The 23,828-nt window shown below is 50.8% G+C and carries 20 protein-coding genes and 1 riboswitch; of the genes, 16 read left to right on the top strand and 4 right to left on the bottom strand.

Features of this window, described 5'->3' with window-relative positions; all coding sequences use genetic code 11:
- Positions 1-149: 149 nt before the first annotated feature.
- Entirely contained in the window at positions 150-980 is an 831-nt protein-coding gene (locus GVY43_RS07820; protein WP_159562782.1) for a DegV family protein, read from the top strand.
- Between the two features lie 288 nt (positions 981-1,268).
- On the top strand, positions 1,269-2,948 hold the full coding sequence (locus GVY43_RS07815) for a GGDEF domain-containing protein (RefSeq protein WP_159562781.1): 1,680 nt from the start codon (positions 1,269-1,271) through the stop codon (positions 2,946-2,948).
- A gap of 45 nt (positions 2,949-2,993) precedes the next feature.
- Here the strand turns inward: GVY43_RS07815 and GVY43_RS07810 are convergent, their stop codons facing one another.
- A complete protein-coding gene (locus GVY43_RS07810; protein WP_074036101.1) occupies positions 2,994-3,635 on the bottom strand; it encodes a homing endonuclease associated repeat-containing protein in 642 nt (213 codons plus the stop codon).
- A gap of 452 nt (positions 3,636-4,087) precedes the next feature.
- Between GVY43_RS07810 and GVY43_RS07805 the strand changes: the two genes are divergently transcribed.
- The 6 genes from GVY43_RS07805 to GVY43_RS07780 all read left to right on the top strand — a co-directional run bounded on the left by GVY43_RS07805 (position 4,088) and on the right by GVY43_RS07780 (position 9,986).
- A complete protein-coding gene (locus GVY43_RS07805) occupies positions 4,088-4,900 on the top strand; it encodes an undecaprenyl-diphosphate phosphatase (RefSeq protein WP_074036102.1) in 813 nt (270 codons plus the stop codon).
- 80 nt (positions 4,901-4,980) lie between these two features.
- Positions 4,981-5,123: riboswitch (FMN riboswitch) on the top strand.
- 152 nt (positions 5,124-5,275) lie between these two features.
- Positions 5,276-6,340: a bifunctional diaminohydroxyphosphoribosylaminopyrimidine deaminase/5-amino-6-(5-phosphoribosylamino)uracil reductase RibD gene (ribD, locus tag GVY43_RS07800; RefSeq protein ID WP_159562780.1), complete on the top strand. Its 1,065-nt coding sequence runs from the start codon at positions 5,276-5,278 to the stop codon at positions 6,338-6,340.
- The gene (gene ribE, locus GVY43_RS07795; protein WP_159562779.1) at positions 6,340-6,981 is read left to right on the top strand and encodes a riboflavin synthase; all 642 of its coding nucleotides are present in this window, start codon (positions 6,340-6,342) and stop codon (positions 6,979-6,981) included. The genes ribD and ribE (GVY43_RS07795) overlap by 1 nt, the downstream gene beginning before the upstream one ends.
- Positions 6,981-8,165: a bifunctional 3,4-dihydroxy-2-butanone-4-phosphate synthase/GTP cyclohydrolase II gene (locus GVY43_RS07790; RefSeq protein ID WP_074036106.1), complete on the top strand. Its 1,185-nt coding sequence runs from the start codon at positions 6,981-6,983 to the stop codon at positions 8,163-8,165. Before ribE (GVY43_RS07795) ends, GVY43_RS07790 begins: the two co-directional genes overlap by 1 nt.
- Positions 8,162-8,626, top strand: a complete 465-nt coding sequence (gene ribE, locus GVY43_RS07785; protein WP_074036107.1) for a 6,7-dimethyl-8-ribityllumazine synthase — start codon at positions 8,162-8,164, stop codon at positions 8,624-8,626. The genes GVY43_RS07790 and ribE (GVY43_RS07785) overlap by 4 nt, the downstream gene beginning before the upstream one ends.
- A 124-nt stretch (positions 8,627-8,750) precedes the next feature.
- Complete coding sequence (locus GVY43_RS07780; RefSeq protein ID WP_159562778.1) at positions 8,751-9,986, top strand: HD domain-containing phosphohydrolase; 1,236 nt, start codon at positions 8,751-8,753, stop codon at positions 9,984-9,986.
- Between the two features lie 37 nt (positions 9,987-10,023).
- On the opposite strand, the gene pruA is transcribed toward GVY43_RS07780, so the two are convergent.
- A complete protein-coding gene (gene pruA / locus GVY43_RS07775; protein WP_159562777.1) occupies positions 10,024-11,568 on the bottom strand; it encodes an L-glutamate gamma-semialdehyde dehydrogenase in 1,545 nt (514 codons plus the stop codon).
- A 171-nt stretch (positions 11,569-11,739) separates the two neighbouring features.
- On the opposite strand from pruA, the gene GVY43_RS07770 reads away from it, so the two are divergent.
- From GVY43_RS07770 to GVY43_RS07760, 3 genes are all read left to right on the top strand, one after another.
- Entirely contained in the window at positions 11,740-12,543 is an 804-nt protein-coding gene (locus GVY43_RS07770; RefSeq protein ID WP_159562776.1) for a hypothetical protein, read from the top strand.
- A gap of 13 nt (positions 12,544-12,556) precedes the next feature.
- A complete protein-coding gene (gene bcp, locus GVY43_RS07765) occupies positions 12,557-12,994 on the top strand; it encodes a thioredoxin-dependent thiol peroxidase (protein ID WP_074036111.1) in 438 nt (145 codons plus the stop codon).
- A gap of 414 nt (positions 12,995-13,408) precedes the next feature.
- A complete protein-coding gene (locus GVY43_RS07760; RefSeq protein ID WP_047795008.1) occupies positions 13,409-14,770 on the top strand; it encodes a sodium:alanine symporter family protein in 1,362 nt (453 codons plus the stop codon).
- A gap of 40 nt (positions 14,771-14,810) precedes the next feature.
- On the opposite strand, the gene GVY43_RS07755 is transcribed toward GVY43_RS07760, so the two are convergent.
- Positions 14,811-16,514, bottom strand: a complete 1,704-nt coding sequence (locus GVY43_RS07755) for a methyl-accepting chemotaxis protein (protein ID WP_159562775.1) — start codon at positions 16,512-16,514, stop codon at positions 14,811-14,813.
- 214 nt (positions 16,515-16,728) lie between these two features.
- Here GVY43_RS07755 and gatC point away from each other — a divergent pair, with 214 nt between their 5' ends.
- The 5 genes from gatC to rlmD all read left to right on the top strand — a co-directional run bounded on the left by gatC (position 16,729) and on the right by rlmD (position 22,392).
- The gene (gatC, locus tag GVY43_RS07750; protein ID WP_012727041.1) at positions 16,729-17,019 is read left to right on the top strand and encodes an Asp-tRNA(Asn)/Glu-tRNA(Gln) amidotransferase subunit GatC; all 291 of its coding nucleotides are present in this window, start codon (positions 16,729-16,731) and stop codon (positions 17,017-17,019) included.
- Positions 17,020-17,030: 11 nt separating this feature from the next.
- Positions 17,031-18,473 carry an Asp-tRNA(Asn)/Glu-tRNA(Gln) amidotransferase subunit GatA gene (gatA, locus tag GVY43_RS07745; RefSeq protein WP_159562774.1) on the top strand — a complete coding sequence of 481 codons (1,443 nt, stop codon included), beginning with the start codon at positions 17,031-17,033 and terminating at the stop codon, positions 18,471-18,473.
- Positions 18,474-18,485: 12 nt separating this feature from the next.
- On the top strand, positions 18,486-19,916 hold the full coding sequence (gatB, locus tag GVY43_RS07740) for an Asp-tRNA(Asn)/Glu-tRNA(Gln) amidotransferase subunit GatB (protein WP_012727039.1): 1,431 nt from the start codon (positions 18,486-18,488) through the stop codon (positions 19,914-19,916).
- 63 nt (positions 19,917-19,979) lie between these two features.
- The gene (locus GVY43_RS07735; RefSeq protein ID WP_012727038.1) at positions 19,980-20,978 is read left to right on the top strand and encodes a diacylglycerol kinase; all 999 of its coding nucleotides are present in this window, start codon (positions 19,980-19,982) and stop codon (positions 20,976-20,978) included.
- A gap of 55 nt (positions 20,979-21,033) precedes the next feature.
- Positions 21,034-22,392 (top strand): 23S rRNA (uracil(1939)-C(5))-methyltransferase RlmD, encoded by a 1,359-nt coding sequence (rlmD, locus tag GVY43_RS07730; RefSeq protein ID WP_159562773.1) that lies wholly within the window; start codon positions 21,034-21,036, stop codon positions 22,390-22,392.
- On the opposite strand, the gene GVY43_RS07725 is transcribed toward rlmD, so the two are convergent.
- Positions 22,393-23,814, bottom strand: coding sequence for a recombinase family protein (locus GVY43_RS07725; RefSeq protein ID WP_159562772.1), 1,422 nt, complete (start codon positions 23,812-23,814; stop codon positions 22,393-22,395).
- Between the last annotated feature and the right edge of the window lie 14 nt (positions 23,815-23,828).

The raw sequence follows: 23,828 nt of genomic DNA, 5'->3' as shown, positions 1-23,828 counted from the left end.
TCCTTTATTTGTTATCTAAGGTATACCCTTTTCAAGAAGTGATTGGACGAGCTACACATAGGATGTTTTGAAAAAATAGTGAAACCGCTTCACCTGTGATAAAATAATATAACCAGGTACTAAAAACTTTTTTTAAGGGAGAACTCTTTATGAAGATTGCTTACATCACGGACAGCACGATTGTCCTTCCAGATGCATTAGCGCAACATCCTGACATCCACATTGTCCCGCTCTATGTCGTCAAAGGGGACCAGCCGTATAAAGATGGAATCGAAGTCGATGCGAAAACGGTTTACGAGTGGATTGACGCGGGAGAGCGCGTCTCGACGAGTCAGCCCGCGATCGGGGATTTCGTCACACTCTATGAAAAATTGAAAGAAGAGTACGATATGGGCATCGCGATTCACCTATCGTCTGACCTGAGTGGGACGTATTCGGCGTCCGTTCAAGGGGCTGAGATTGCGGAGTTCAAGTTGCTCGCCTTCGATTCACGGGCAGGTATCTATACGATGGGACTCATGTTCGAGGAGTTGATTGAACGCGTCGAAAGAGGCGATGCGCTTGAAGACGTGGAAGCATACATGAAGAAGCGCGTCGAGGACGTCCGCATCGAATTGACGCTTCAAAACTTGACGCAGATGCAAAAAGGCGGTCGAATCTCTAAATCGAAGGCGCTCATCGGGAACATGCTTCAATTGAAACCTGTACTTCGATTCGAAGACGGTTTGATTGTCCCGTATCAAACGGTCCGCACATACAAGAAAGCACAAGCCCATTTGTTCGAAGTGTTACGTGCGGCAATCGAGTCCGGTGAATGTCAGGACGTCTCGATTTTCCACGGAAATGTCCCTGAGCTTGCTGAGGAGTGGAAAAAACAACTCGGTGACACGATTCCGATCAGAGTTGATACACTCGCACCACTTCTTGGGGCGCATACGGGATCCGGGTCAATTGGAATTTCTTATTTGAAAGCGAAATAATGATTAAGGGCGGTCCTCCTACGAGGATCGCCCTTTTACGTATTCTTTTGTTTCCGCAAATAGAGAAGTGTGATAGTGAGCGAATAGATGATCAAAAACGTGATTAGAAATAGAGAAAAGTCCATGGTTAGCCCCCTTTATCCAAGTTGTTGCCGACATCTAGAAAAGCGAAACATCAAATTGGGAATCATTTCAATATTTCATTGTCTCAACTTTCAAACAATTGCTGGAATGTTTTTGCATTACGGGTCATACTAGAAAAAATGAACGAGAAAAGGGGGGAAGACGATGCGATTTCGGAAGTACCTAGTTCGGAGCTGGCTCGCGTGGACGCTCGTCTTCACGGGAGTGACGTATTTGACTTTCCAAAACCTTGAGGCGTTCGACTGGCCGTTGTTTTGGTTCATCTATACGCTTGGGGCATTGTTCGTCATGAATCCTTTAAAGCGCAGGCATCTTCACTTCACGTTCCATGAGATGTTTGTCTTTATCACATTCTTTTTATACGGACTGGCGCCCGCACTGTTGATGGGGCAATTGCTCCTCTTCACGTTTCAGGCGCGAGCCTTCAATCGTCGCGTCGGGCGACGACGGTTCCTTCATTTCTATCCGCTCAACACGGTGATTGAATGTCTGCTCGTTCTGTTGCCGGGGCTCGCCTATATCGCTCTCGGTGGACGGATCGGAGAGCCGATTCATTTGATGCAACAAGGCGTGGCGATGTTGGCGTTTTTAGGCACCTTGTTCCTCGTCTTGACGATGAGTTTTGCTTTATCCTACTTCATGGTTGGAGAACGGATCCCGTTCCCGATTATGTGGCGATTGATTCGCTTTGATTGGCTCGTCGTGTCACTCGAGCTTTTGTTCTCGATGATTGCCATCGAGTCGTATCTCGTCTTCGGTTATGTCGGACTCATCGTCACGTTCTTCGTACTATCTGTCCTAAAGATGACGATGTCGAAAGCGACGGAGACGGAAGAAACCAAGTCGAGAGTCGATCAAGTCGAACGCTTGAAAGAACAGCTGTACCGCGTGGACAGCGAGCAATTGTTGATTGAGAAGTTTTGGAACGGTCTACGTGATATCGTCGAAGTGGAGCGTGGTTGGCTACAGGTCAATCGAAAAGGGGAGCGGACGTTTTATGATATGACCGGTCGCGTCATCCCGAGTGTGCCGGATGCCTTCACGATTGAACGGTATCATGATGAGGACGAACCGTGTTTCGTCTATGACTCGCTCCATGAATGGCATCCTGAATTGCAGCGAAACCAACAGGAACTACACCATTCGGCGCTCGTCATCCAACCCGTTTGGGGAGCGGAGACGGCGGTCAGCTGCATGGTATCGACGACGGCAAACGGGGCATACGAAACTCCGATTGCGGTTGAAGTGAACCGCCTCCTCAAGACGTTATCTTGGTCAATCGAACGCATCGATGAACGCAAACGTTTGCAACACGAGAGTTTGACAGATCCGTTAACGGGATTACATAATCAGCGGGCACTACGACGTTGGACGAAAGAACGTTTGAACGATGTGGCGTCCTATCCGCTCTCTGTTTTCTTGATCGATTTGGACCACTTCAAATCGATCAATGACACATACGGTCATGCATTCGGGGACGAGGTGTTGATTGAAGCAGGTCAACTCTTTACTCGCAATGTTCGAGCGACGGACTTGGTGACGCGCTACGGAGGCGAAGAGTTCGTGTTCGTCTTCCCGAGAATGGATGAGGCGGCCGCCAATCTGGTCGGCGAAAAGATACGAAACGCTTTGAAGCGCCATGATTTTGGGACAGAAGGCACGCGCATCACGGTGACGGCGAGTATCGGGATTGAAACGATTTATGAATATGAAGACCTCGATACAGTCTTGCGACATGCGGACCGGGCCATGTATGTCGGGGCGAAATTCAACGGGCGAGATCGTGTCGCCCACTATCATGATTTATCGACTGAAGTCAGATAAAAGGAGGATCCACCAAAACGGGGATCCTCCTTTCGTATGAAATGATTATGAGTTCGTATTATAAAGTTCAGATTCAACCGCATGAACGGCGGCTGACCAGGAGCCATAGCGATGCAAGATCGCTTTCGTTGAAGGTTTGTTGTTGCGCTTTGCCCATTCACGGTAAGCTTCGAATGAGAGCGAGAAGCCCATTTCCTGAATGGCTTCACGAAGGGCGTTCGAGAGTTCTGTTTTCGAATAGGTCACACTCGCCTCAAGCCCTGCTTCGGCACAGGCATCATGCCACGAACCGAACGTCTTGACGATATGATAATGGCTCGGTGCCTTCGGATGGAGCTTTCGCCATTGCTGATACTTCTTCAAGGTGATGATCGAGCCCATGTCTCGCGAATAAATGGCGAGCGTCTCGATGATGTCCTCGCGTGTATACTTCGGCATTTTGTCTGGCAATTCGACGGTTGACTCTCCATGCCATTCATAGCCTGCGATGGCAAGTGCCTCAGCCCATGACCCGAACTGACGAATGATCGACTCAGGAGACGGCCAATTCTGTTCCATTGCGAAGCGGCGATAGACAGAACGGCGTGGACGTTCCTTCAACAAGTCCCCGAGAAGACGAATGCAATGGATCATCCTTTGCTGTTCGGTAGACAAGTGATGGGATTTAGTGGATAGCGTTTGATTCAATGATGGTTCCTCCTTCCGTGGACTCAAATCTGAACCGACAAAGATAAAAAAATGCTCCTACAATCATACTATCGGATTGTTTTTCGGATTTATTAACGTGATTTTGAAAAAAATTAAACAATTCCTAGGAATTGGATAGGACTAAAGTCGCAGTTGATAATTTCAAAAAATGGTAACAGTTCTATTACAAATTAAATCGAATTTCGAGAGAAATGTAAACATAAAGTTTTAATCACCCAAATTTGTAATATTTTTATAAAAAAGTACCCAGCTGGAGAGTTGGGGTCATCGCCTTCGCTCCAGATGAGTACCCTTCTATAATAAATTTAATTTTCAGACTAATCAATCAAATATTGAAATTACGGCAAAAAAATTTTAATGGCTGGTCAATGAAAGACCGATTCTGCTAAAATAGCCGCATTGAGTGAAAAACAGAAAAGAGGATCATCACTATGACAGTTTGGTTATTTTATACGTTACTTGGATTGATTCAAGGGTTCACAGAGCCCATCCCGATTTCATCGAGCGGACATCTTGTCATCTTCCAAGAACTATTTAACATTGACTTGCCGGGATTGTCATTTGAAGTTTTCGTAAACTTTGCATCGCTTCTTGCGGTTTTAACAATCTATCGTCAAGACGTCGTTCGTCTTATCATGAGTTTGTGGACGTTTTTATTTAAGAAAGACCGGTCGGATGAGACGATGGTCGATGTGAAGTTCATCGGGCTGTTACTTGTCGCGACCGTTCCGGCCGGTGTGCTCGGTGTCCTGTTTGGTGACTGGATCGCCGAGGTGCTCGGTGGCGTGGCGACAGTCGGCTATACACTCATCATCACGGGACTCGCCCTCTGGTTCATCCGGAACATGCGAGGAAACAAGGGCGACGGTGGCATTACGCTACGTGACGCCGTATTGATCGGACTTGCTCAGGCCGTGGCGCTCATTCCTGGGATCAGCCGTTCCGGGGCGACTATCGTCATGGCGATGCTCCTCGGGATCAAACAGGAATCCGCGCTTCGGTTCTCGTTCTTCCTGTTCATTCCGATTAGTCTCGGGACGATGATCTTGGACGGTCCGACGTTGTTCACAAACCCAGACACGCGTGATTTGTTCGGTCCGCTCCTTTTGGCATTTATCGCATCATACGTGTTGACCGCCATTTCATTGAAGTGGTTCCAGCACATCATGGCAAAAGGCGAATTGAAGTATTTTTCATATTACTGCTGGATTGTCGGGCTTCTCGTCGTCCTCTTTCTCGCATAATCGAGGCGCTACTCTCACGAGTAGCGTTTTTTGTTTTGCGAAATAAAAACAATTGCGATACAGTAAACCTGTACAAACAAATATTCCTTCGGGGTCGGGTGAAATTCCCAACCGGCGGTGATGGGCCTTTGCCCTAAGTCCGTGACCCGGGCGCACGTGTGCGAACGGTGGATCTAGTGAGACTCTAGAGCCGACAGTATAGTCTGGATGGGAGAAGGAACAAAAAACAGGTCCACGTGACCTGTGCTTCGTCGTACGCTTTTCTGTATAGAAAACGTTTATTTGGCTTGCCAAAATTCGACGAAACCCTCCCACCAAGACCCTAAGGACTGCTCCTTAGGGTCTTTTGTTTGTACGGAAAAAGGAGGGAGAACGATGAAACAGTACATGGAACAGGCCATTCAATTGGCGAAATCAGCCGATGGACAGACCGGTGTCAATCCACTCGTCGGTGCCGTTCTCGTGAAAGACGGACGTATCGTCGGAATGGGTGCCCACCTTAAGGCGGGCGAACCACATGCTGAAGTGCATGCGATTCGAATGGCCGGTGCGGCTGCATCCGGGGCGACTTTATATGTCACGCTCGAACCGTGCTCGCATCACGGTAAGACACCGCCGTGCGCCGATTTGATTGTAGAATCGGGCATCAAACGTGTCGTCGTCGCCATGAAAGATCCGAATCCACTCGTCGCAGGCAATGGGATCGTGCGCCTGCAAGCGGCCGGTGTCGAAGTCGATGTGGGTCTGCTTGAGGAAGAGGCGCGTGCCTTGAATCCGGCATTTTTGCGGTCGCTTGAGACGAAACGACCATACGTCATCTTGAAGACGGCAACGAGCCTCGATGGGAAAGTTGCCTTAGAGACGGGGGAGAGTCAATGGGTGACGAGTTCGGAAGCCCGTCGTGATGTGCATGAACTTCGTGCCACGGTCGATGCGATTTTGACCGGGATTGGCACGGTGCTCGCGGATGACCCATCGCTTACGGTTCGATTGGACCGCGTGACGCGACAGCCGAAACGAGTCGTGCTCGACCGTGACTTAAGGTTACCGCTCGCTAGTACGTTAGCACGTACCGCCGAAGACGTCCCGGTGCTCCTCTTCACTTCGTCAGATGAGGCAGAACGACGTGAACGAGCTCAAGCCGTCGGTATCGAATTATTCGATTATACATCACTCGGTACGGTTCTTGAGACGCTATACGCAAATGGGATTGGGCGTGTGTTGATCGAGGCCGGACCGACGCTTGTCACCTCACTTCTTGACGGAGGCTACGTGGATGAATGGGTCGCCTATCAATCACCACGGGTGTTCGGTGGGAAGCATGGCGTCTATCGCTCACAGCAGGAAGGGACGATCGATGGGATATCCCGTTTTACGATTCATCAGGTCGAAACGATTGGACCCGACCTGAAAGTCGTCCTTCGAAAGGGGCCGCTCTGATGTTCACGGGAATCGTAGAAGAAATCGGATCGGTCAAAGCGGTCAAGCGCAACGGACCATCTTTACGACTCGTTTTGTCCGCTGTGAAAGTGCTTGAGGATGTGAAGCTCGGGGACAGCATTGCCGTGAATGGGATCTGTCTCACGGTGACGACGTTCGATGACGCGACGTTCTCTGTCGATGTCATGCCAGAAACATTGAAGGCATCGAGTCTAGATGGGGTCAAGCCTGGAACACCTGTCAATCTCGAACGAGCGATGCCGGCGAACGGACGGTTTGGCGGACATTTCGTATCCGGTCATGTCGACGGGGTCGGGCGAATCACGAAGAGACGTCCTCTCGCGAATGCGGTCTATGTTGATATCCAGTGTGACCGCGCGCTCCTTTCCTACATTGTCCCGAAAGGCTCGATATCTGTAGATGGAACGAGTTTGACTGTGTTTGACGTGTCAGAGCGTGGGTTTACCCTGTCCTTGATTCCACACACATACAGCGAGACCGTGCTTGGGATGAAACAGACGGGTGATTTAGTCAATTTAGAATGTGATCTGTTAGCAAAATATATGGAAAAGGTCGTCGGGCAGTCGAAGATGACGCTCGAGTCTTTGGCGGAACAAGGATATGGAAAGGCGGGATGGTAATGTTTGATTCGATTGAACGGGCGGTTGAGGAACTGAGACGAGGACGTCCCATCATCGTCGTGGATGATGAGGACCGTGAGAATGAAGGGGACTTTGTCGTACTCGGTGACAAGATGACACCGGAAACGATGAACTTTTTGATCACGGAAGGGAAAGGACTCGTCTGTAGCGCCGTAGCAGAAGAAGTGGCAGTTCGTCTCGACCTCGCGCCGATGGTGACGAACAGTACAGACCCACACGGTACCGCCTTCACGGTCAGTGTCGACCATATCGATTCGACGACTGGTATCTCGGCGAGTGAACGGTCTCACACCGTTCGTGAGTTAGCGAACCCATCGTCCCATCCATCCGATTTTCAACGTCCGGGACATCTGTTCCCGCTCATTGCGAAGAAGGGAGGCGTCTCCGTTCGCCGAGGTCATACCGAAGCGTCTGTCGACCTGGCGCGTCTCGCAGGAAGTGAGCCGGTCGCGGTCATCTGTGAAATCATTCGAGAGGACGGGGAGATGGCACGCGTACCTGATTTGGTACAAGTCGCTGAACGCCACGGGTTGGCATTCATCACTATCGAAGCGTTAGTCCGATATATGGAGGAGAACCTCGTCACACGTGTTGCGGACGTGTCCCTACCTTCCTCAAAAGGAACGTTTCGCATGATAGGGTATGAGAATCGAATGGACCGTGAAGAGCATGTGGCGCTCGTGACGGAGACACTTGAGGAGGTCCCGCTCGTTCGCATTCACTCCGAATGTCTGACCGGTGACGTCTTCGGTTCGTTCCGATGTGACTGCGGTCCGCAACTGGACACGGCGATGGCACGAATCGAGCAGGAATCGGGCATCGTGCTCTATATGCGTCAAGAAGGGCGAGGCATCGGACTGTTGAACAAACTGAAGGCGTACGCCCTTCAAGAGAATGGATTGGATACGGTCGAGGCGAACGTGGCACTCGGGTTTCATCCGGACCTTCGGGACTATCGGGTGAGCGCGGCGATGCTTCGTGATCTTGGCGTCACCCGTGTCCGGCTCATGACGAACAACCCCGATAAAGTCGATGCCTTGGAATCATGTGGCATCACAGTCGTCGAACGCGTTCCGATTCATGTCGGTGCGCATGAAGCGAACGAATCGTATCGCCTGACGAAACAACTCAAAATGAATCATATTGGAGGAACATGGACATGACCTATACATTTGAAGGAAACTTAGTTGGAGAAGGCTTAAAGATTGGAATCGTCGTCGGACGGTTCAACGACTTGATCACGATGCGTCTGCTTGACGGGGCGAAGGATGCCTTGAAACGTCATGGAGTGAAGGAAGAGGATGTGTCGCTCGCTTTCGTCCCAGGAGCATTTGAACTTCCGCTCGTCGCGAAAAAAATGGCGATGAGCAAACAATACGACGCGGTCATCACGCTCGGAGCCGTCATTCGTGGTGCGACCCCGCATTTTGATTACGTCTGTAACGAAGCGGCAAAAGGGATCGCCCAGGCGAGCTATCAATCCGAAGTCCCGGTCATCTTCGGCGTGTTGACGACGGAGACGATTGAACAGGCGATTGAGCGTGCAGGAACAAAAGCAGGCAACAAAGGGTGGGAAGCGGCGACTTCTGCCATCGAGATGGCCAATCTGTTAAAGCAAGTCTAATCAAAACCGGGTGGCGACCACCCGGTTTTTCAAATGGGTAAACTAGGATGAAAAAACTGAAAAATGGGTAAAATAAGTGCATGGAACGAATGCATGTATTTGAACGATAAGGGAGGTTTGGCACATGGCAACTTCGCACGAATCATTGACGTTACAGTTACAACAACAAGAGCGACTCCATCACCTGCTTTCGTCACTCCTCAATCGCTTTTTAACGACAGAGATTGCGGATTTCAAAAAGCGGGTTGACCAATCGCTAGCCGAACTTGGACATTATTTCGCGGTCGACCGCGTCTATGTCTTCGATTACGATTTTACGAATCAAGTCTGCCATAACACGTTCGAATGGTGCGCCGAAGGAATCACGGCTGAAATGGACAATCTTCAAGACGTGCCGATTGATGTGCTGCCCGAGTGGGTGAATACCCATGTGGCGGGTGAGACGATGTATATTCCACGGGTCGTCGATCTACCTGAAGGGAGCGCCGTCCGCGCCATCTTAGAACCGCAAGCGATTCAAAGTTTGCTCGCGGTCCCCATGATGCAAGGGAAGTCGTGTCAGGGATTTGTCGGGTTTGATTCCGTCGTCTCGGAACGGACGTACACGGAGTACGAACAACAGGCGCTACAAGATTTCAGCAATGCGCTGCTCGGGGCGGTCGAGCGACACCGCATCGAGGCCGGGAGGGAAGAAGCGCAGCGGGTCCTCGCCGAGCGTGAAAAAGAATTGATCGATTATCAAGAGGGGCTTGTCCGCACGCTGTTACGTTTGTCCGCACTCCGGAACAACGAGACGGGGAACCATATCGAGCGGGTGCAGGATCTATCGACGCTGTTCGCGACGATTTTATACGATCATCACCATCCGGAAGTGTCACCGCTCTTCATCGAAGGAATCCGTCTCGCGGCACCGCTCCATGATATCGGCAAAATCTCTGTTCCGGACGCAATCTTACTCAAAGCGAATCAACTGTCCGACCAGGAATGGGTATTCATGCGTGACCATGTGCGTGTCGGCGGCGAAGTGTTGAAAGATTTGCAGACACAGTTCCCTCAGAACTACTTCATTCAAATGGCCTATCACATCGCGCTGTATCATCACGAGCGCTGGGACGGCACCGGGTACAACCAAGGACTGAAAGGGGAAGACATCCCGCTCGCGGCTCGAATCGTCACCATCATCGACGTCTATGACGCACTACGGACGGTCCGACCGTATAAACCGGCCTATACTCATGAGGATGCGATTCTTGCGATGCGAGATATGGAAGGGGCGTTCGACCCGACTTTGTTCGAATTATTCCTGGTTCATCAAGAAGAAATCGCCATTATGTTCGATCAGACATTTAAAGCACACTAAAAAGGAGACGTCCCCTCGGGGAGCGTCTCCTTTTTGATTAGAACGTTTCAGATGTTGTTTTCGCTTGCATGTGGAGTTGGATGTAATCCGGGCCACCTGCTTTTGAATCCGTACCTGACATGTTGAATCCACCGAACGGCTGATAGCCGACGATTGCGCCTGTGCAACCACGGTTGAAGTAAAGGTTCCCAACGTGGAAGTTTTGGCGAGCGTATTCTTGATTCATACGGTCACGTGTGAGGACCGCCCCTGTCAAGCCGTATTCTGTGTTGTTCGCGATATCGATTGCTTCTTTGAAGTCTTTCGCTTTCGTGAAGGCGACGATTGGTCCGAAAATCTCTTCTTGCATGAGGCGTGCTTTCGGGTCGACGTCTGCGACGACAGTCGGCTCGATGAAGTAGCCTGTTGAATCGTCTGCTTTCCCACCTGCGACGATGCGTCCTTCTTCTTTTGCGACATCGAAGTACGATGTGATCTTCTTGAAGGCCGATGCATCGATGACTGGTCCCATGAAGTGTTCGTTCTTCTCTGTGTTTCCGACAGAGAGTTCGTTCGTGAGTTCGACGACACGGTCGAGTACCGTATCATACACGCTGTCGACGATGACGGCACGTGAACAAGCCGAACATTTCTGACCAGAGAAACCGAATGCCGATTTCACGATCGATTGTGCAGCGAGCTCGAGGTCGGCTGATTCGTCGACGACGATCGTATCTTTTCCACCCATCTCCGCGATCACGCGTTTGAGCCAAATTTGACCTTCGTTCAACTTAGACGCACGTTCGTTGATGCGGAGTCCCACATCACGCGATCCTGTGAAGCTGATGAAGCGTGTCTTCGGATGGTCGACGAGATAGTCCCCGACTTCTGCACCCGGTCCCGGGATGAAGTTGAGCACGCCTTTTGGAAGACCTGCCTCTTCCATCACTTCGACGAATTTCGCAGCGACGATTGGCGTCGTCGAAGCTGGTTTCAAGAGAATTGTGTTACCGGCGACGATGGCCGCAACTGCTGTACCGGCCATGATTGCGAATGGGAAGTTCCATGGGCTGATGACGATCCCGACCCCGAGTGGGATGTAGTCATACCGGTTGTATTCGCCTGGGCGGCTCTCCACTTTCTTGCCTGGTTTGAGTTCGAGCATTTGACGTGCATAATATTCCATGAAGTCGATTGCTTCCGCTGTATCCGCATCTGCCTCGTTCCACGGTTTACCCGCTTCTTTGACGAGGTAAGCCGAGAACTCATGCTTACGTTTGCGGACGATGTTCGCTGCTTTGAACAAGACGTCGGCGCGGACAGCCGGGTCGACATGGCGCCATGAGTCAAATGCTGTGAGTGCTTCTTGCATCGCACGTTCTGCGAGCTCTTGGTTCGCTTTTGACACGCGACCGATCACTTCTTCTTTGTTAGCCGGGTTGTAAGACGTGATTTTACCTTCCGTCGTAACCTTTTCCCCACCAATTACGAGCGGATAGTCTTTCCCGAGCTCACCGTTCACTTTCTCGATTGCCGCTTGGATTGCTTCGGCATTCTCTTTTTGTGTAAAGTCTGTGAATGGTTCATGTTTGTATGGAATCATTCTCGTTCCCCCTTAAAGTGATGTTGAGCGTTAAAGCGCTTACGTCTGTATTGTATCGAAATTATCGTAGAAATCCTAGTGAAACAATTTTCCAGAAACACATGGCATTGGAGCAAGAAATCGAGACGTGATAGGATGGGGGAGAACACGGCTTTAGAAAGGACGAACAACATGAAAAAATGGTTCATTCCGCTACTCCTCGTCTTCATGCTCGGGGCATGTGGGAACGAGGAAGAGACGGTGGTAGAAGAGACAGACCGCGCATTGCCGCACGCTGTCACGAACGTGTACGCAGACTATCAGACGGCACTTGAGTCTGGAGACGCTGAGGCACTCGCATCAATTGATTATGCTGGCCGGTTGACCGAGATTCCGGCGACTGGTGCCGTCACCCGTCAATTGTCTCCTGGTGAGATTTATAAGAGCTGGGTCAACGAAGAGGAAGACGTGGCGTTCCTTGTCCATGAGATGATCGATGAAGAAGGGAACCCGCTCCCGAACCGACTCAGTAAAATCGCTGTGAAGGAAGGGGATGAGTGGTCACTAGTCATCACACCTGCCGCTTTACCAAAAGACGTGATTGCCGAGGTCGGAGAGTTACTCATCGGTGTCCAGGCGAACGAGTACGGAGTGAATGCCGAAGCGAACGCCCGTCTCGCCGAGATTCCGGAAGATGAGGCTGGTCCGATCTATGACCAAGTCAACGCACAGACGGACTATATGGCGCTCGAGGCAGACAATAACGTCTTCCTGCTCATGGCGGAAACGTTGACGGTCGAGGAGAACCAAACCATCATGACCGACTATTTCAAAGCGTATGAGACGTGGTACACCGATAACGAGGAGACGCTCCGAAAAGCGGCTGCAACGGAAGATCCAGTCGAGTATATCGAAGTGCTTGACCCGTTAAAGACAAAATTAGAAGAAGCGATCGATGGCTATGACGAACAACTTGTCGACCCATCGTTTGGCTAAGGAGGAACAGCAGATGCTCGCACCAACATTTTCATTACCGAACCAAAACGGAGAGATGGTTTCATTAAAGGACTATCTCGGCAAGAAAGTCGTCTTATACTTCTATCCTCGAGATTCGACACCTGGTTGCACGACCGAGGCATGCGATTTCCGCGATGCGTTGCCGAAGATGGAAGGCGCGGTCGTCCTTGGGGTATCGGCCGACAGTCAAAAGAAACATCAAAACTTTATCGCCAAGAATGACCTCCCATTTGATTTACTCGTGGACGAGGAACATGAAGTGTCCGAGCTTTACGGCGTCTGGCAGTTGAAGAAAAATTACGGGAAAGAATATTACGGCATCGTCCGTTCGACTTTCTTGATCAACGAGGACGGCTATATCGAACAAGAGTGGCGCAACGTCAAAGTGAAAGGTCACGTCGAAGAAGTCGTGGCTGCCATCCGTTCGTAAAACGAGAAACTGAAGGAAAGGTCATGAACGGTTTCAGACTGTAGACAACGCATGGGTCTACAGTCTTTTTTGTTCCCTTAAGAGTCTCGCCTGCCCGTAATTGGTCGCTGCTATCAAACCGCTTCGAGCGTGCTTTATACGGTTGCAACCACTCCATTTCTGATTGAGATGTAGTCTATCGATTAACGGTTCGTAGTGATCATGAAATCCGGGCTCATGCAGTTGAATATATTACAATCATATTTCGAAATAAATTTTAAGAATCTTTTAGATACAAGGGTTCAACGAAAATATTACAATTATATAACGTTTTGAAAACGCTTTCTTTAGGCGGTGTACCTTGACTCGATTGTGAATGTTCTGAAAAATATAGGGAGAGCGCTCAAATCAAGAACGTAGGAGGAGAGCAACACGGTGAATCAAATTGAAAGTTGGCTGACGAGTTTATCCAATCTCGTCTGGGGGCCACATCTACTCATATTACTCGTCGGGACAGGGATTTTCCTGACCGTCCGTCTCGGATTTATCCAAGTGACGCGACTTGGGGTCGGTCTGAAAGAAGCATTTATTCCGAAACCAGAGCAACCGAAGAAAAAGCAACGCGGGGACATCTCGCATTTCCAAGCACTTATGACGGCATTGGCGGCCACGGTCGGTACCGGAAACATGGTCGGTGTCGCGACGGCGATTGTCCTCGGGGGACCGGGTGCTGTCGTTTGGATGTGGTTATCTGGTTTCGTCGGGATGGCGACGAAATACGCTGAGGCTATCCTGGCGGTCAAATATCGTGTCGTCGATGAACGAGGCGAAATTGCCGGGGGTCCGATGTATTACTTAGAACACGGACTAAAGAAAAAGTGGCTCGGCGTCTTGTTCGCCGTCTTTGCATCGGTCGCAGCCTTTGGGATTGGGAACGGGGTCCAAACGAACTCGATCAGTCTCGCCTTGAACAACTCGTTCAACATCCCAATGGTTGTGACAGGGATCGTCATGATGGCGGTCACGGCATTCGTCATCTTAGGTGGTGTCAAATCAATCGGAAAAGTCGTCGGAATCTTCGTCCCGTTCATGATTTTCGCATATGTCGGGAGTGGGCTCGTGATTCTCATCATGAACCTTGAATTGGTACCAGGTGCCTTATCGACAATGTTCTCGAGCACATTCAGTGCTGAAGCCATCGGTGGGGGTGCGTTAGGTGCCGCGATTCGCTACGGGGTCGCGCGCGGTGTGTTCTCTAACGAGGCAGGACTTGGATCTGCACCGATTGCGGCCGCGGCAGCGAAGACCGACTTCCCGGGACGTCAAGCACTCGTTTCGATGACACAAGTGTTGATCGACACACTCATCGTCTGTTCTATCACGGGACTCACGATCGTTATGGGTGGTCAATATACGGAAGGGCTTGAAGGAATTGCCTTGACGCAAGCCTCGTTCGCTTTCTTCTTAGGACCTATTGGTGAAATCATCGTGACGATCTCGCTCGTCTTCTTCGCCTACTCAACCGTCCTCGGCTGGTGTTATTACGGTGAACGTTCAGCGTATTATTTACTCGGGGAAAAAGTGATCGTCCCATATCGTGTCCTCTACATTTTAGTCGCGGGACTCGGTGCGATGACGACGAACTTGAATTTGATCTGGTCCATCTCGGATGTGTTCAACGGTCTCATGGCTATCCCGAACTTGATTGGACTCTTGTTCCTCTCAGGTGTGGTCGTCGCCGAGACAAAACGATTCGAACTCGAACGGAAAAAAGAACGGCAGTCATCTGCCGCTTGATGAGAAAACCCGCCGGACAGCACGTGTCGGCGGGTTTTTGTCATACCTTGAATTGGCGAATCAGTGAATCAAGTTCTTCCATCTTTTGTTGCGACTGTTCCGTCGCATGATTCAACTCGGCGAAACGTTCGACGGACATCGTCACTTTTTCAGCGATTTCTTGCGTACCGAGTGCTCCGTTGTTGACGGTCGTCGCAACGTCTTGGATGACGCCGATCATGTTAGACGTCAATTGTTCGAGCTCCCCGGCAGCGGCGGCGAACTCGGTCGCAGTCGTTTCGAAGCGACCTGCGTCCTCGCTATATTGTCCGGCTGCCTCTTCAAGTTGGTCATAGTCTTTCAAGACGTTCGTGTCGAGGAAGTGGAGCATCTGTCCAGAGCTTTCATTCAAATGATCGACCGAATGAAGAACGGTCGTCGAGATGACTTGAATGCGTTCGACGGTCGCCCGGCTCGTTTCGGCGAGTTTTCGAATCTCGTCGGCGACGACGGCGAATCCACGTCCGGCCTCTCCGGCACGTGCCGCTTCGATCGAAGCATTGAGTGATAATAGGTTCGTCTGCGCGGCGATATCGAGGATGTCGTTCGTGAGCGTCGCGATCTCACGCACGGCTTTCGCATCTTGCATCGCTTTCTCCAAGTTCGTGCGTGTCGACTGTAGGACGCTGATGGCGTTCTCTTTCGCCTCTACCGCATGTGACTTGAGGGAGAGGGCGCGTTCATCGATTTGTCTCGCTTCGGTTTTCCGCTCATCGGCCATCGTCACGATGTGATGAATCGTCCGTTCCATATCCGAGGCGGAAGCGTTCATCTCTTGCGCGCTTGCGGCCGTCTGTTGCATACCGGCGGTCAAGTCTTCAGTCGTCGCAGCGGTCGTCGTCATATATGTGTCGAGTTCTTTCAACTCTTCATACATATGAGTAGATTGCTTCGTCACTCCTGTCGTCACGTCGTTCACTTGAAGAATCAACTGACGCAAGTTGGCGATGAACTGGTTGAAGTCACGTGCGAGTCCGGCGAACTCGTCACGGCGCTTCACAGGAATCGATGTCGTCAAATCGCCATCGCTCGTGGCGAGCTCATGCATCTTCGTCTTGAACTCTTTGAGCGGCTCAAAGATGGAGCGGAAGATGAAGAGCATCATGAGGATCGTCATGACAGCGGCGACGCCGAGCACGATGAAGAGCGTCATCTGAACTTGCTCAAACATCTTAGCTGCTGCGGCGGTGTCCGATTGAATCGCTTCGCGGTTCAAGTTGACGAGAAGACCGAGAGAGTTCGAAAGCGTATCGGCACTTGCGGTTGCCGTATCGCGAATATACGCTTCTGCGGCCTCTGTACCGTCTTCATTTGAAATACGAATGAGTTCATTCATGACCGTTTGGAAGTTATCCCAATTCGCACGGGCTTCATCGAAGAGCTGTTGATCTTCTTCCATGATAATCGTCGCTTCATAGCCGTCCATCCGTTGTTCCAAAATGGCGACGGATGCTTGAATGTCCCGTTCGATGTTTTGTTTCGTCACGGCGTCATCCACGAGAGCGTGACGAATCAAATGACGACGGATTTCGAGCAGTTGCTTATCGACTTGATGAATCTGGTCCATGCCTGGCACCCAGGAAACGGTCATGTCTTCTTGAGCTGCTTTTGATGCGTTCAAGGCATACCAAGAGTAACCGCTTACACCGAGAAGCAGCACAAACATGATGCTAAACGCAGTGATGAGTTTATTCCGAATCGACATACGATTCCTCCTTACGAATCTTTTCTACCATTAGCATAATCAGAATCGCACATCGACCGTATAGCTGATTTCGAAAGCGGGTCAATATTCGGAGAAGATTTCCCTAGTTTCTCAAAAAGGAGACATTTTCTCACAAGATAGATTTCCTTTTTTGTCTTATGAAAAAGTGGTATGATAATGAACGATGTATTGAAAACTGTTGGAGGTGGGAATTTTGGCTCGTATTACAGAAGCTGAAGTTCGGCACGTCGCCGGACTTGCCCGACTTGCGATCACGGATGAAGAAGTGACGCACTTCACGGAGCAATTGACAAAAATTCTCGAGTTCGCCGAGCAACTCGATGAGCTGGATACAACGGGCGTCGAACCGACGACCCATGCCCTAGATTTGAAAAACGTACTACGCAAAGACGAGGTCCGTCCATCGCTTCCACGTGAGGAAGTCGAACGGATGGCACCTGACTGGGAGAACGGTCAAGTCCGTGTCCCTGCGGTCTTTGAGTAAGGAGGCCTTTCATGAGTTTATTTGACCACGGTGTAGCGAAACTGCATACGTTATTAAAAGAAGGCGAAGTCACGGTCACGGACCTCGTCAAAGAGTCGTTCGAGCGCATCGAAGCGACGGATGATCAAATCGGTGCGTTTTTGACGCTCAATGAGGATGCGTTTGAGCAAGCGAAGCGCATGGATGAGCTCGCAAAAACGTCAGACAACCCGCTCTTCGGCATGCCGATCGGTGTGAAAGACAACATCGTCACAAAAGGGATGCGGACGACATGTGCCTCGACGTTCCTTGAGAACTTCGTCCCTGCACACGATGCGACGGTCGTCGAGCGTCTTCATGACGCCGGTGCCGTCACAATCGGAAAGTTGAACATGGACGAGTTTGCGATGGGTTCATCAAACGAGAACTCGGCGTTCAAGCCTGTCCGTAACCCGTGGGATCCGACTCGTGTACCAGGAGGTTCTTCAGGCGGTTCAGCAGCATCGGTCGCAGCTGGGCAAGTCCTCTTCAGCCTCGGTTCGGATACGGGTGGTTCGATTCGTCAACCAGCCGCATATTGTGGTGTCGTTGGGATGAAGCCGACATACGGTCTCGTCTCACGTTTCGGTCTCGTCGCCTTCGCGTCGTCACTTGACCAAATCGGCCCGCTCACGCGCACGGTCGAAGACAATGCTTACTTATTGAATACGATTGCGGGTCATTGCGACATGGACTCGACGTCAGCCGAGGTCGAGGTGCCGGACTATACGGCAGCGCTCAACCAGGATTTGACGGGCATGAAGTTCGCACTTCCGGAAGAGTTCATGGCAGAAGGTGTCGCACCTGGCGTCCGTGAACAGATTGAAAAAGCAATCGAGACGCTCAAGTCTCTCGGTGCGACAATCGAGACGGTTTCGATTCCGTCTGTGAAGTATGCCCTCTCGGCGTACTACTTGCTCGCGTCGTCAGAAGCCTCTTCGAACTTGGCTCGTTTCGACGGTATCCGTTACGGACGTCGTGCCGAAGCGGACACGCTCGACGAAGTGTTCACGTATTCGCGTGAACAAGGGTTCGGGGACGAGGTCAAACGCCGGATCATGCTCGGGACTTATGCCCTCAGCTCTGGTTACTATGATGCGTTCTACAAGAAAGCCCAACAAGTCCGTACCCTCATGAAGCAGGACTTCGCGAAAGTGTTCGAAGAGTATGATGCCATCGTAGGACCAACTGCTCCGACGACAGCTTTCAAACTCGGCGAACAGCTCGACGATCCGCTCACGATGTATGCGAACGATATCATGACGATTCCGGTCAACTTGGTCGGTATCCCGGCCATCTCGGTCCCGGCAGGTCTTTCAGAAGGACTTCCGGTCGGTCTTCAAATTATCGGGAACTACTTTGATGAATCAACACTTTACCGCGTGGCCCATGCTTTTGAACAAGCAAACGGCGGTTTCAAGATGCCACAGCTCTAAGGAGGACGTACGATGAACTTTGAAACGATCATCGGGATCGAGGTGCACGCCGAGCTGAGCACGAAGTCGAAGATTTGGTGTGGCTGCTCACGCACTTACGGTGCCGAAACGAATACACAGACGTGTCCGATTTGTCTCGGACACCCGGGCGTCTTGCCTAAATTGAACGAAGAAGCGGTCAACCTCGCCATCAAAGCGGCAATGGCACTCAACTGTGAGATTGCGACAGATACGAAGTTCGACCGCAAGAACTACTTCTACCCTGACACGCCGAAAGCGTATCAAATCTCGCAGTTTGATAAGCCGATCGGTTCAAACGGTCACGTCGACGTCGAAGTCGACGGAGAGATGAAACGATTCCGCATCGAGCGCGTGCACTTGGAAGAAGATGCCGGGAAGATGAACCACACGGGCGAGAAGCACTCGGTCGTCGACTTCAACCGGACCGGTTCACCACTCATCGAGATTGTCAGTGAGGCAGACATGCGCTCACCGAAAGATGCGGTCGCGTATCTCGAGCGTTTGAAAGAAGTCCTCTCGTTCGCTGGCGTCTCGGACGTCAAGATGGAGGAGGGGTCACTTCGCTGTGACTGTAACATCTCGGTCCGTCCATTCGGGCAGGAGAAGTTCGGTACGAAGACAGAGCTCAAGAACTTGAACTCGTTCTCAAACGTCTTAAAGGCACTCGACTATGAAGAGACGCGTCATCGCAAATTGCTTCTTTCAGGTGGCGTCATGCGTCAAGAGACGCTCCGTTACGACGAAGCGGCGAAAAAGACGATTCTCATGCGTGTCAAAGAAGGGGCAGCGGACTACCGTTACTTCCCAGAACCGGACCTCGTCCGTCTCGAAATCGATGAGGCATGGAAAGAGCGCATCCGCGCGACGATTCCTGAGATGCCGGCAGCTCGTCGTGAACGCTACATGAGCCAATACGGTCTCTCGGCATACGACGCAAAAGCCCTCACGTCAACGCGTGAGTTCTCGGACTTCTTCGAAGCGACGACAGCGGCCGGTGCGGAGCCGAAAGCGGCAGCGAACTGGCTCATGGGTGAAGTGCTCGGTCACTTGAACAAGTCGGATGAAACGGTCGAGACGATGAAGTTGACACCGGAATCACTCGCCGAGCTTATCCGCTTGATCGCAGAAGGGACGATTTCATCGAAAATCGCGAAGCGTGTCTTCACGGCGATGATGGAAGAAGGCGCTGAGCCGAAAGCGTATGTGGAAGCGAACGGACTCGCCCAAATCTCGGACGAGAACTTGCTCCGTGGCTACATCCTCGAATTGTTCGAGGCGCATCCGCAAATGATCGAAGACTTCAAGAACGGGAAAGACCGTGCGAAAGGCTTCATCATCGGCCAAATCATGAAACAGACGAAAGGGATGGCGAACCCGGCACTCCTCGATGGCTTGTTCCACGAAGAGATCGCAAAACGCTAAGCAGGCGGCGAGACACTTGTGTCTCGCTTTTCGCTCGAGTTGAGCATAGGGGAGAGAATCAATATGCAACGGAAACGTGCGCGGGTCATTTATAACCCGACATCTGGTAAAGAAGTGATCAAACGGGAACTCCCGTACATTTTGAACCGCCTCGAGGATGCGGGTTATGAGACGTCGACGTATGCGACGAAAGCGATTGGTGATGCCACGCTCGAAGCAAAACGGGCCTCAGCGGCCGAGTTCGACCTCATCATCGCCGCAGGCGGAGACGGGACATTGAACGAAGTCATCTCGGGGCTCGCCCCGCTAGAGAATCGTCCGACAATCGGACTCATTCCGGTCGGGACGACGAACGACTTTGCCCGGGCGATGCGGATCCCACTAAGTGTGGTCGGTGCACTCGACGTCATCTGTGACGGATTCGAGATGCCGGTCGACCTTGGGGAAATCGAAGGCGAGAAAGGTGACATCCACTATTTCATCAATATCGCCGGTGGCGGCATCATGACCGAGCTCTCGTATGAGGTGCCATCGAAGTTGAAGACAGCACTCGGACAGCTCGCCTATTACGTGAAAGGGATGGAGAAACTGCCTCTCATCAAACCGACGTATATCGAGCTCGAACACGATGAAGGAACGTTCCAAGGCGAGGTCATGGTCTTCCTCACATCGAACTCGAACTCGGTCGGTGGATTTGAAAAAATCTCACCACATGCGTCGTTGAATGACGGGTTGTTCGATCTGTTCATTTTACGGAAATGTAACTTGTTCGAATTCATCCATGTCGTCCGTTTACTCCTTCGGGGTGAGCACTTATCAAGCTCACTCGTCGAGCATGTGAAGACGAGCCGCGTCCGGATGAAGACGACCGAGCCGATGAGTCTCAACATCGACGGTGAGTACGGCGGGGAATGCACAGGTGAAATGCGGAACTTATTCCGTCACTTGACGGTGCTCGCACCGAACGCCCGAATTCGCGAGATGGAAGATTTGAATGCACAATATGAACGCGAACAGATGATCAAGCAATTGTTCAATGTTTCGCTCGATAAAGCAGAGTGAAAAGATAGGAATGACGACATCTGTCATTCCTATTTGCAATGGAAGGAGCATTCGTATGCTACCAGTGAAAAAGAATGATCGTCTCGACGTCCACGTCCACGACTTGACCCATGAAGGGGCGGGTGTGGCACGTGTCGACGGCTATACGCTGTTCGTCCCGAACGCGTTACCGGGTGAGACGGTCGAAATCGTCGTGACGAAGACGAACAAGCAGTATGGGTTCGCCCGATTGTTGAACGTGAAAGAAGCGAGCGCCGACCGCGTCGAGCCACCGTGCCCGATTTTTTATCAGTGTGGCGGCTGTCAGCTGCAACACTTCAGTTATGAAGGACAACTTCGCCAGAAACGAGAACGTGTCGTCGATGCGCTCAAGCGTCTTGGTCAGTTCGACGTGCCGGTCCATGACACGATCGGGATGCCAGAACCTTGGCGCTACCGCAACAAGGCGCAAGTCCCGTTCAAACAAGAAGGAGACCGTCTCGTTTCAGGCTTCTATCGTCCTCGTTCCCATGATATCGTCGAGATGAGCGAATGTTTGATTCAAGATGAGCGCAATGATCAGGCGATCCAAGTCGTCCGTGATGTGTTGGATGCTCGCGGTGTGCCGGCGTATGACGAGAAGACAGGACGTGGGGTCATCCGTCACGTCATGGCCCGTTACGGGTACCATTCGGGTGAACTCATGATCGTCCTTATCACGAAGACGACGAAATTAAAAGGCGTGAATGAGATCGTCGCCGATATCGTCGAGCGTCTCCCAGACGTGACATCGATCATGCAAAACGTCAACCCGGACAAGACGAACGTCATCCTCGGAGCGACGAACAAGTTGCTCTATGGTCATGAGACGATTGAGGATAAAATCGCAGGACTCACATTCACGATTTCTCCGCACTCGTTCTTCCAAGTCAACCCGGTCCAAACGGAGAAGTTGTACGGGAAAGCGCTGGAGTACGCACAACTGTCAGGTACGGAACAAGTCGTCGATGCCTATTGCGGCATCGGGACGATCAGTCTGTTCCTTGCTCGGAAAGCAGCGCATGTGTACGGTGTTGAAGTCGTACCGGAAGCGATTGAGGATGCGAAACAGAATGCGCTCGTCAATGAGATCGATAATGTGACGTACGCATGTGGTGCAGCGGAAGATGTGCTTCCACAGTGGAAGAAAGATGGCGTGAATCCGGACGTCATCGTCGTCGACCCACCACGTAAAGGATGTGCCGAGTCGTTCCTCGAGACGATGGTCGAGATGGGACCGAAGCGAATCGTATACGTCTCCTGTAACGTCGCAACACAAGCGCGCGATATGCGTTACCTCGCCGACCGTGGCTATAGATTGATGGAAGTGACACCGGTCGACATGTTCCCACATACGGCGCATATAGAAACTGTATCGTACATGGAAAAGATATAATTAAAAGTCCCACTTAAGGCTCATTTCTCTGTCCTTAATGGTGACGCGCTCAACAAGTGATGCAATTAGCATACGTTTTTCATCGGTGGTCGAGTTCTCCCAGTCAAAATAGGGGAGCTTAGCCACCGTGTTTTTAATTTTATCTAAGTCTATAGAGTAATCCTCTAGTTCTAATTCTCCTAACGCTTCCTCGATTGCCTGTTTTTTCAGTTGCAGGTGTCCTACTTTTTCTCCAATCATTCCGTACTCGATTTTTCCTAGGCTGTATAAGTCAATGAGCTTACTGATTTGTTCGTTAACTGCACTAAGCTGTTTCCTCAAATTCTCGATATCGTTATTGGGGTTACTTCGACCGTTCTTAATACTCTCTGATTCTACGTTATGTGGAGTAAGAGACTTGATCCGGTCAATGACATACTCTTCGAGGATGTCTTTTCGAATTTCACATTGGGAGCAGTGTTCAACAGCTTTCATGTGAGTGGCAGCAGACTTTTGACTCGCGTAGCAACGATAGTATCGTGCGTAGGTACCATCCTTACGTTTGGCTCCAGTTCGTCCGGCCACACGTGACCCACATTGTCCACAGTAAGTGAGTCCAGACAGGAGATAGCTTCTCGCAAAAGGGTTCGTCTTGCTCGTCTTCTTCTTCATCATCGATTGGACCATGTCGAAGTCTTCTTTAGTGATCAACGTCTTATGAAGTCCCGGATATAGTTTGTCCTTGAACGTCAGCATCCCGTAGTAAATAGGGTTCGATAGTACCTTCCGACATGTGGATTCGTACTTAAGGACACCAGGATATTTAAGACCGATATAATCAAAAATCTGTTTGACACCTTTCCCATTCAAATACTCCCGATAAATCTCTTTCACGCACTGCGCCTCAATAGGATTGATAATTAACTCACCGTCAATATAGTCATACCCAAAGACCACACGCTTAGCACCGCCCCCGTGATACAAGCCTGCCTTGGCTCGTTGTTCTCTACCCATCAAAGAGCGTTCCTTGATCTGTTCTCGTTCCAATTGAGCAAATACCGAGAGAATACCAATCATTGCTCTGCCGAATGGCGTAGACGTGTCGAAGGATTCGTTCATACTCACAAAGTCTACCTTGTTTTTTAGCAAGACATCCTCGATCAGATGCAGGGTGTCCTTTTGTGAGCGACTTAATCGATCTAGTTTATAGACTGTCACGATATCAACATCGTTTGATTCAATCGCTCTGATTAGCTTTTGTAAAGCTGGGCGTTCTGTATTAGCACCTGAGTAACCCGGATCAATGTAAATACCCTGAATAATATATCCTCTCGCCTTTGCATACGCTTCTAGCTTCTCTTGCTGTGCTTCCACCGAGTAACCTTCATTCGCTTGTTCCTGGGTCGATACCCGTACGTAGAGCGCGGCCCGTTTCTGAATCATAGCAATCGCCTCCT

This window comes from Exiguobacterium sp. 8H, from assembly GCF_902506255.1.
GTDB lineage: Bacteria > Bacillota > Bacilli > Exiguobacteriales > Exiguobacteriaceae > Exiguobacterium > Exiguobacterium profundum.
Note: the sequence above shows the minus strand (reverse complement) of the source record. Positions and strands in the feature narration are given on the sequence as shown.

Excerpts from the sequence above, each read along its gene's own strand:
- GVY43_RS07790 (WP_074036106.1), top strand. The coding sequence starts at position 6,981 with ATGTTTGATTCGATTGAACGGGCGGTTGAGGAACTGAGACGAGGACGT.
- bcp (WP_074036111.1), top strand. The coding sequence starts at position 12,557 with ATGCTCGCACCAACATTTTCATTACCGAACCAAAACGGAGAGATGGTT.
- gatA (WP_159562774.1), top strand. The coding sequence starts at position 17,031 with ATGAGTTTATTTGACCACGGTGTAGCGAAACTGCATACGTTATTAAAA.
- GVY43_RS07725 (WP_159562772.1), bottom strand. The coding sequence starts at position 23,814 with ATGATTCAGAAACGGGCCGCGCTCTACGTACGGGTATCGACCCAGGAA.
- GVY43_RS07805 (WP_074036102.1), top strand. The coding sequence starts at position 4,088 with ATGACAGTTTGGTTATTTTATACGTTACTTGGATTGATTCAAGGGTTC.
- rlmD (WP_159562773.1), top strand. The coding sequence starts at position 21,034 with ATGCTACCAGTGAAAAAGAATGATCGTCTCGACGTCCACGTCCACGAC.
- GVY43_RS07780 (WP_159562778.1), top strand. The coding sequence starts at position 8,751 with ATGGCAACTTCGCACGAATCATTGACGTTACAGTTACAACAACAAGAG.
- GVY43_RS07755 (WP_159562775.1), bottom strand. The coding sequence starts at position 16,514 with ATGTCGATTCGGAATAAACTCATCACTGCGTTTAGCATCATGTTTGTG.
- pruA (WP_159562777.1), bottom strand. The coding sequence starts at position 11,568 with ATGATTCCATACAAACATGAACCATTCACAGACTTTACACAAAAAGAG.
- GVY43_RS07735 (WP_012727038.1), top strand. The coding sequence starts at position 19,980 with ATGCAACGGAAACGTGCGCGGGTCATTTATAACCCGACATCTGGTAAA.
- GVY43_RS07820 (WP_159562782.1), top strand. The coding sequence starts at position 150 with ATGAAGATTGCTTACATCACGGACAGCACGATTGTCCTTCCAGATGCA.
- ribD (WP_159562780.1), top strand. The coding sequence starts at position 5,276 with ATGAAACAGTACATGGAACAGGCCATTCAATTGGCGAAATCAGCCGAT.
- GVY43_RS07815 (WP_159562781.1), top strand. The coding sequence starts at position 1,269 with ATGCGATTTCGGAAGTACCTAGTTCGGAGCTGGCTCGCGTGGACGCTC.
- gatB (WP_012727039.1), top strand. The coding sequence starts at position 18,486 with ATGAACTTTGAAACGATCATCGGGATCGAGGTGCACGCCGAGCTGAGC.
- ribE (WP_159562779.1), top strand. The coding sequence starts at position 6,340 with ATGTTCACGGGAATCGTAGAAGAAATCGGATCGGTCAAAGCGGTCAAG.
- ribE (WP_074036107.1), top strand. The coding sequence starts at position 8,162 with ATGACCTATACATTTGAAGGAAACTTAGTTGGAGAAGGCTTAAAGATT.
- GVY43_RS07770 (WP_159562776.1), top strand. The coding sequence starts at position 11,740 with ATGAAAAAATGGTTCATTCCGCTACTCCTCGTCTTCATGCTCGGGGCA.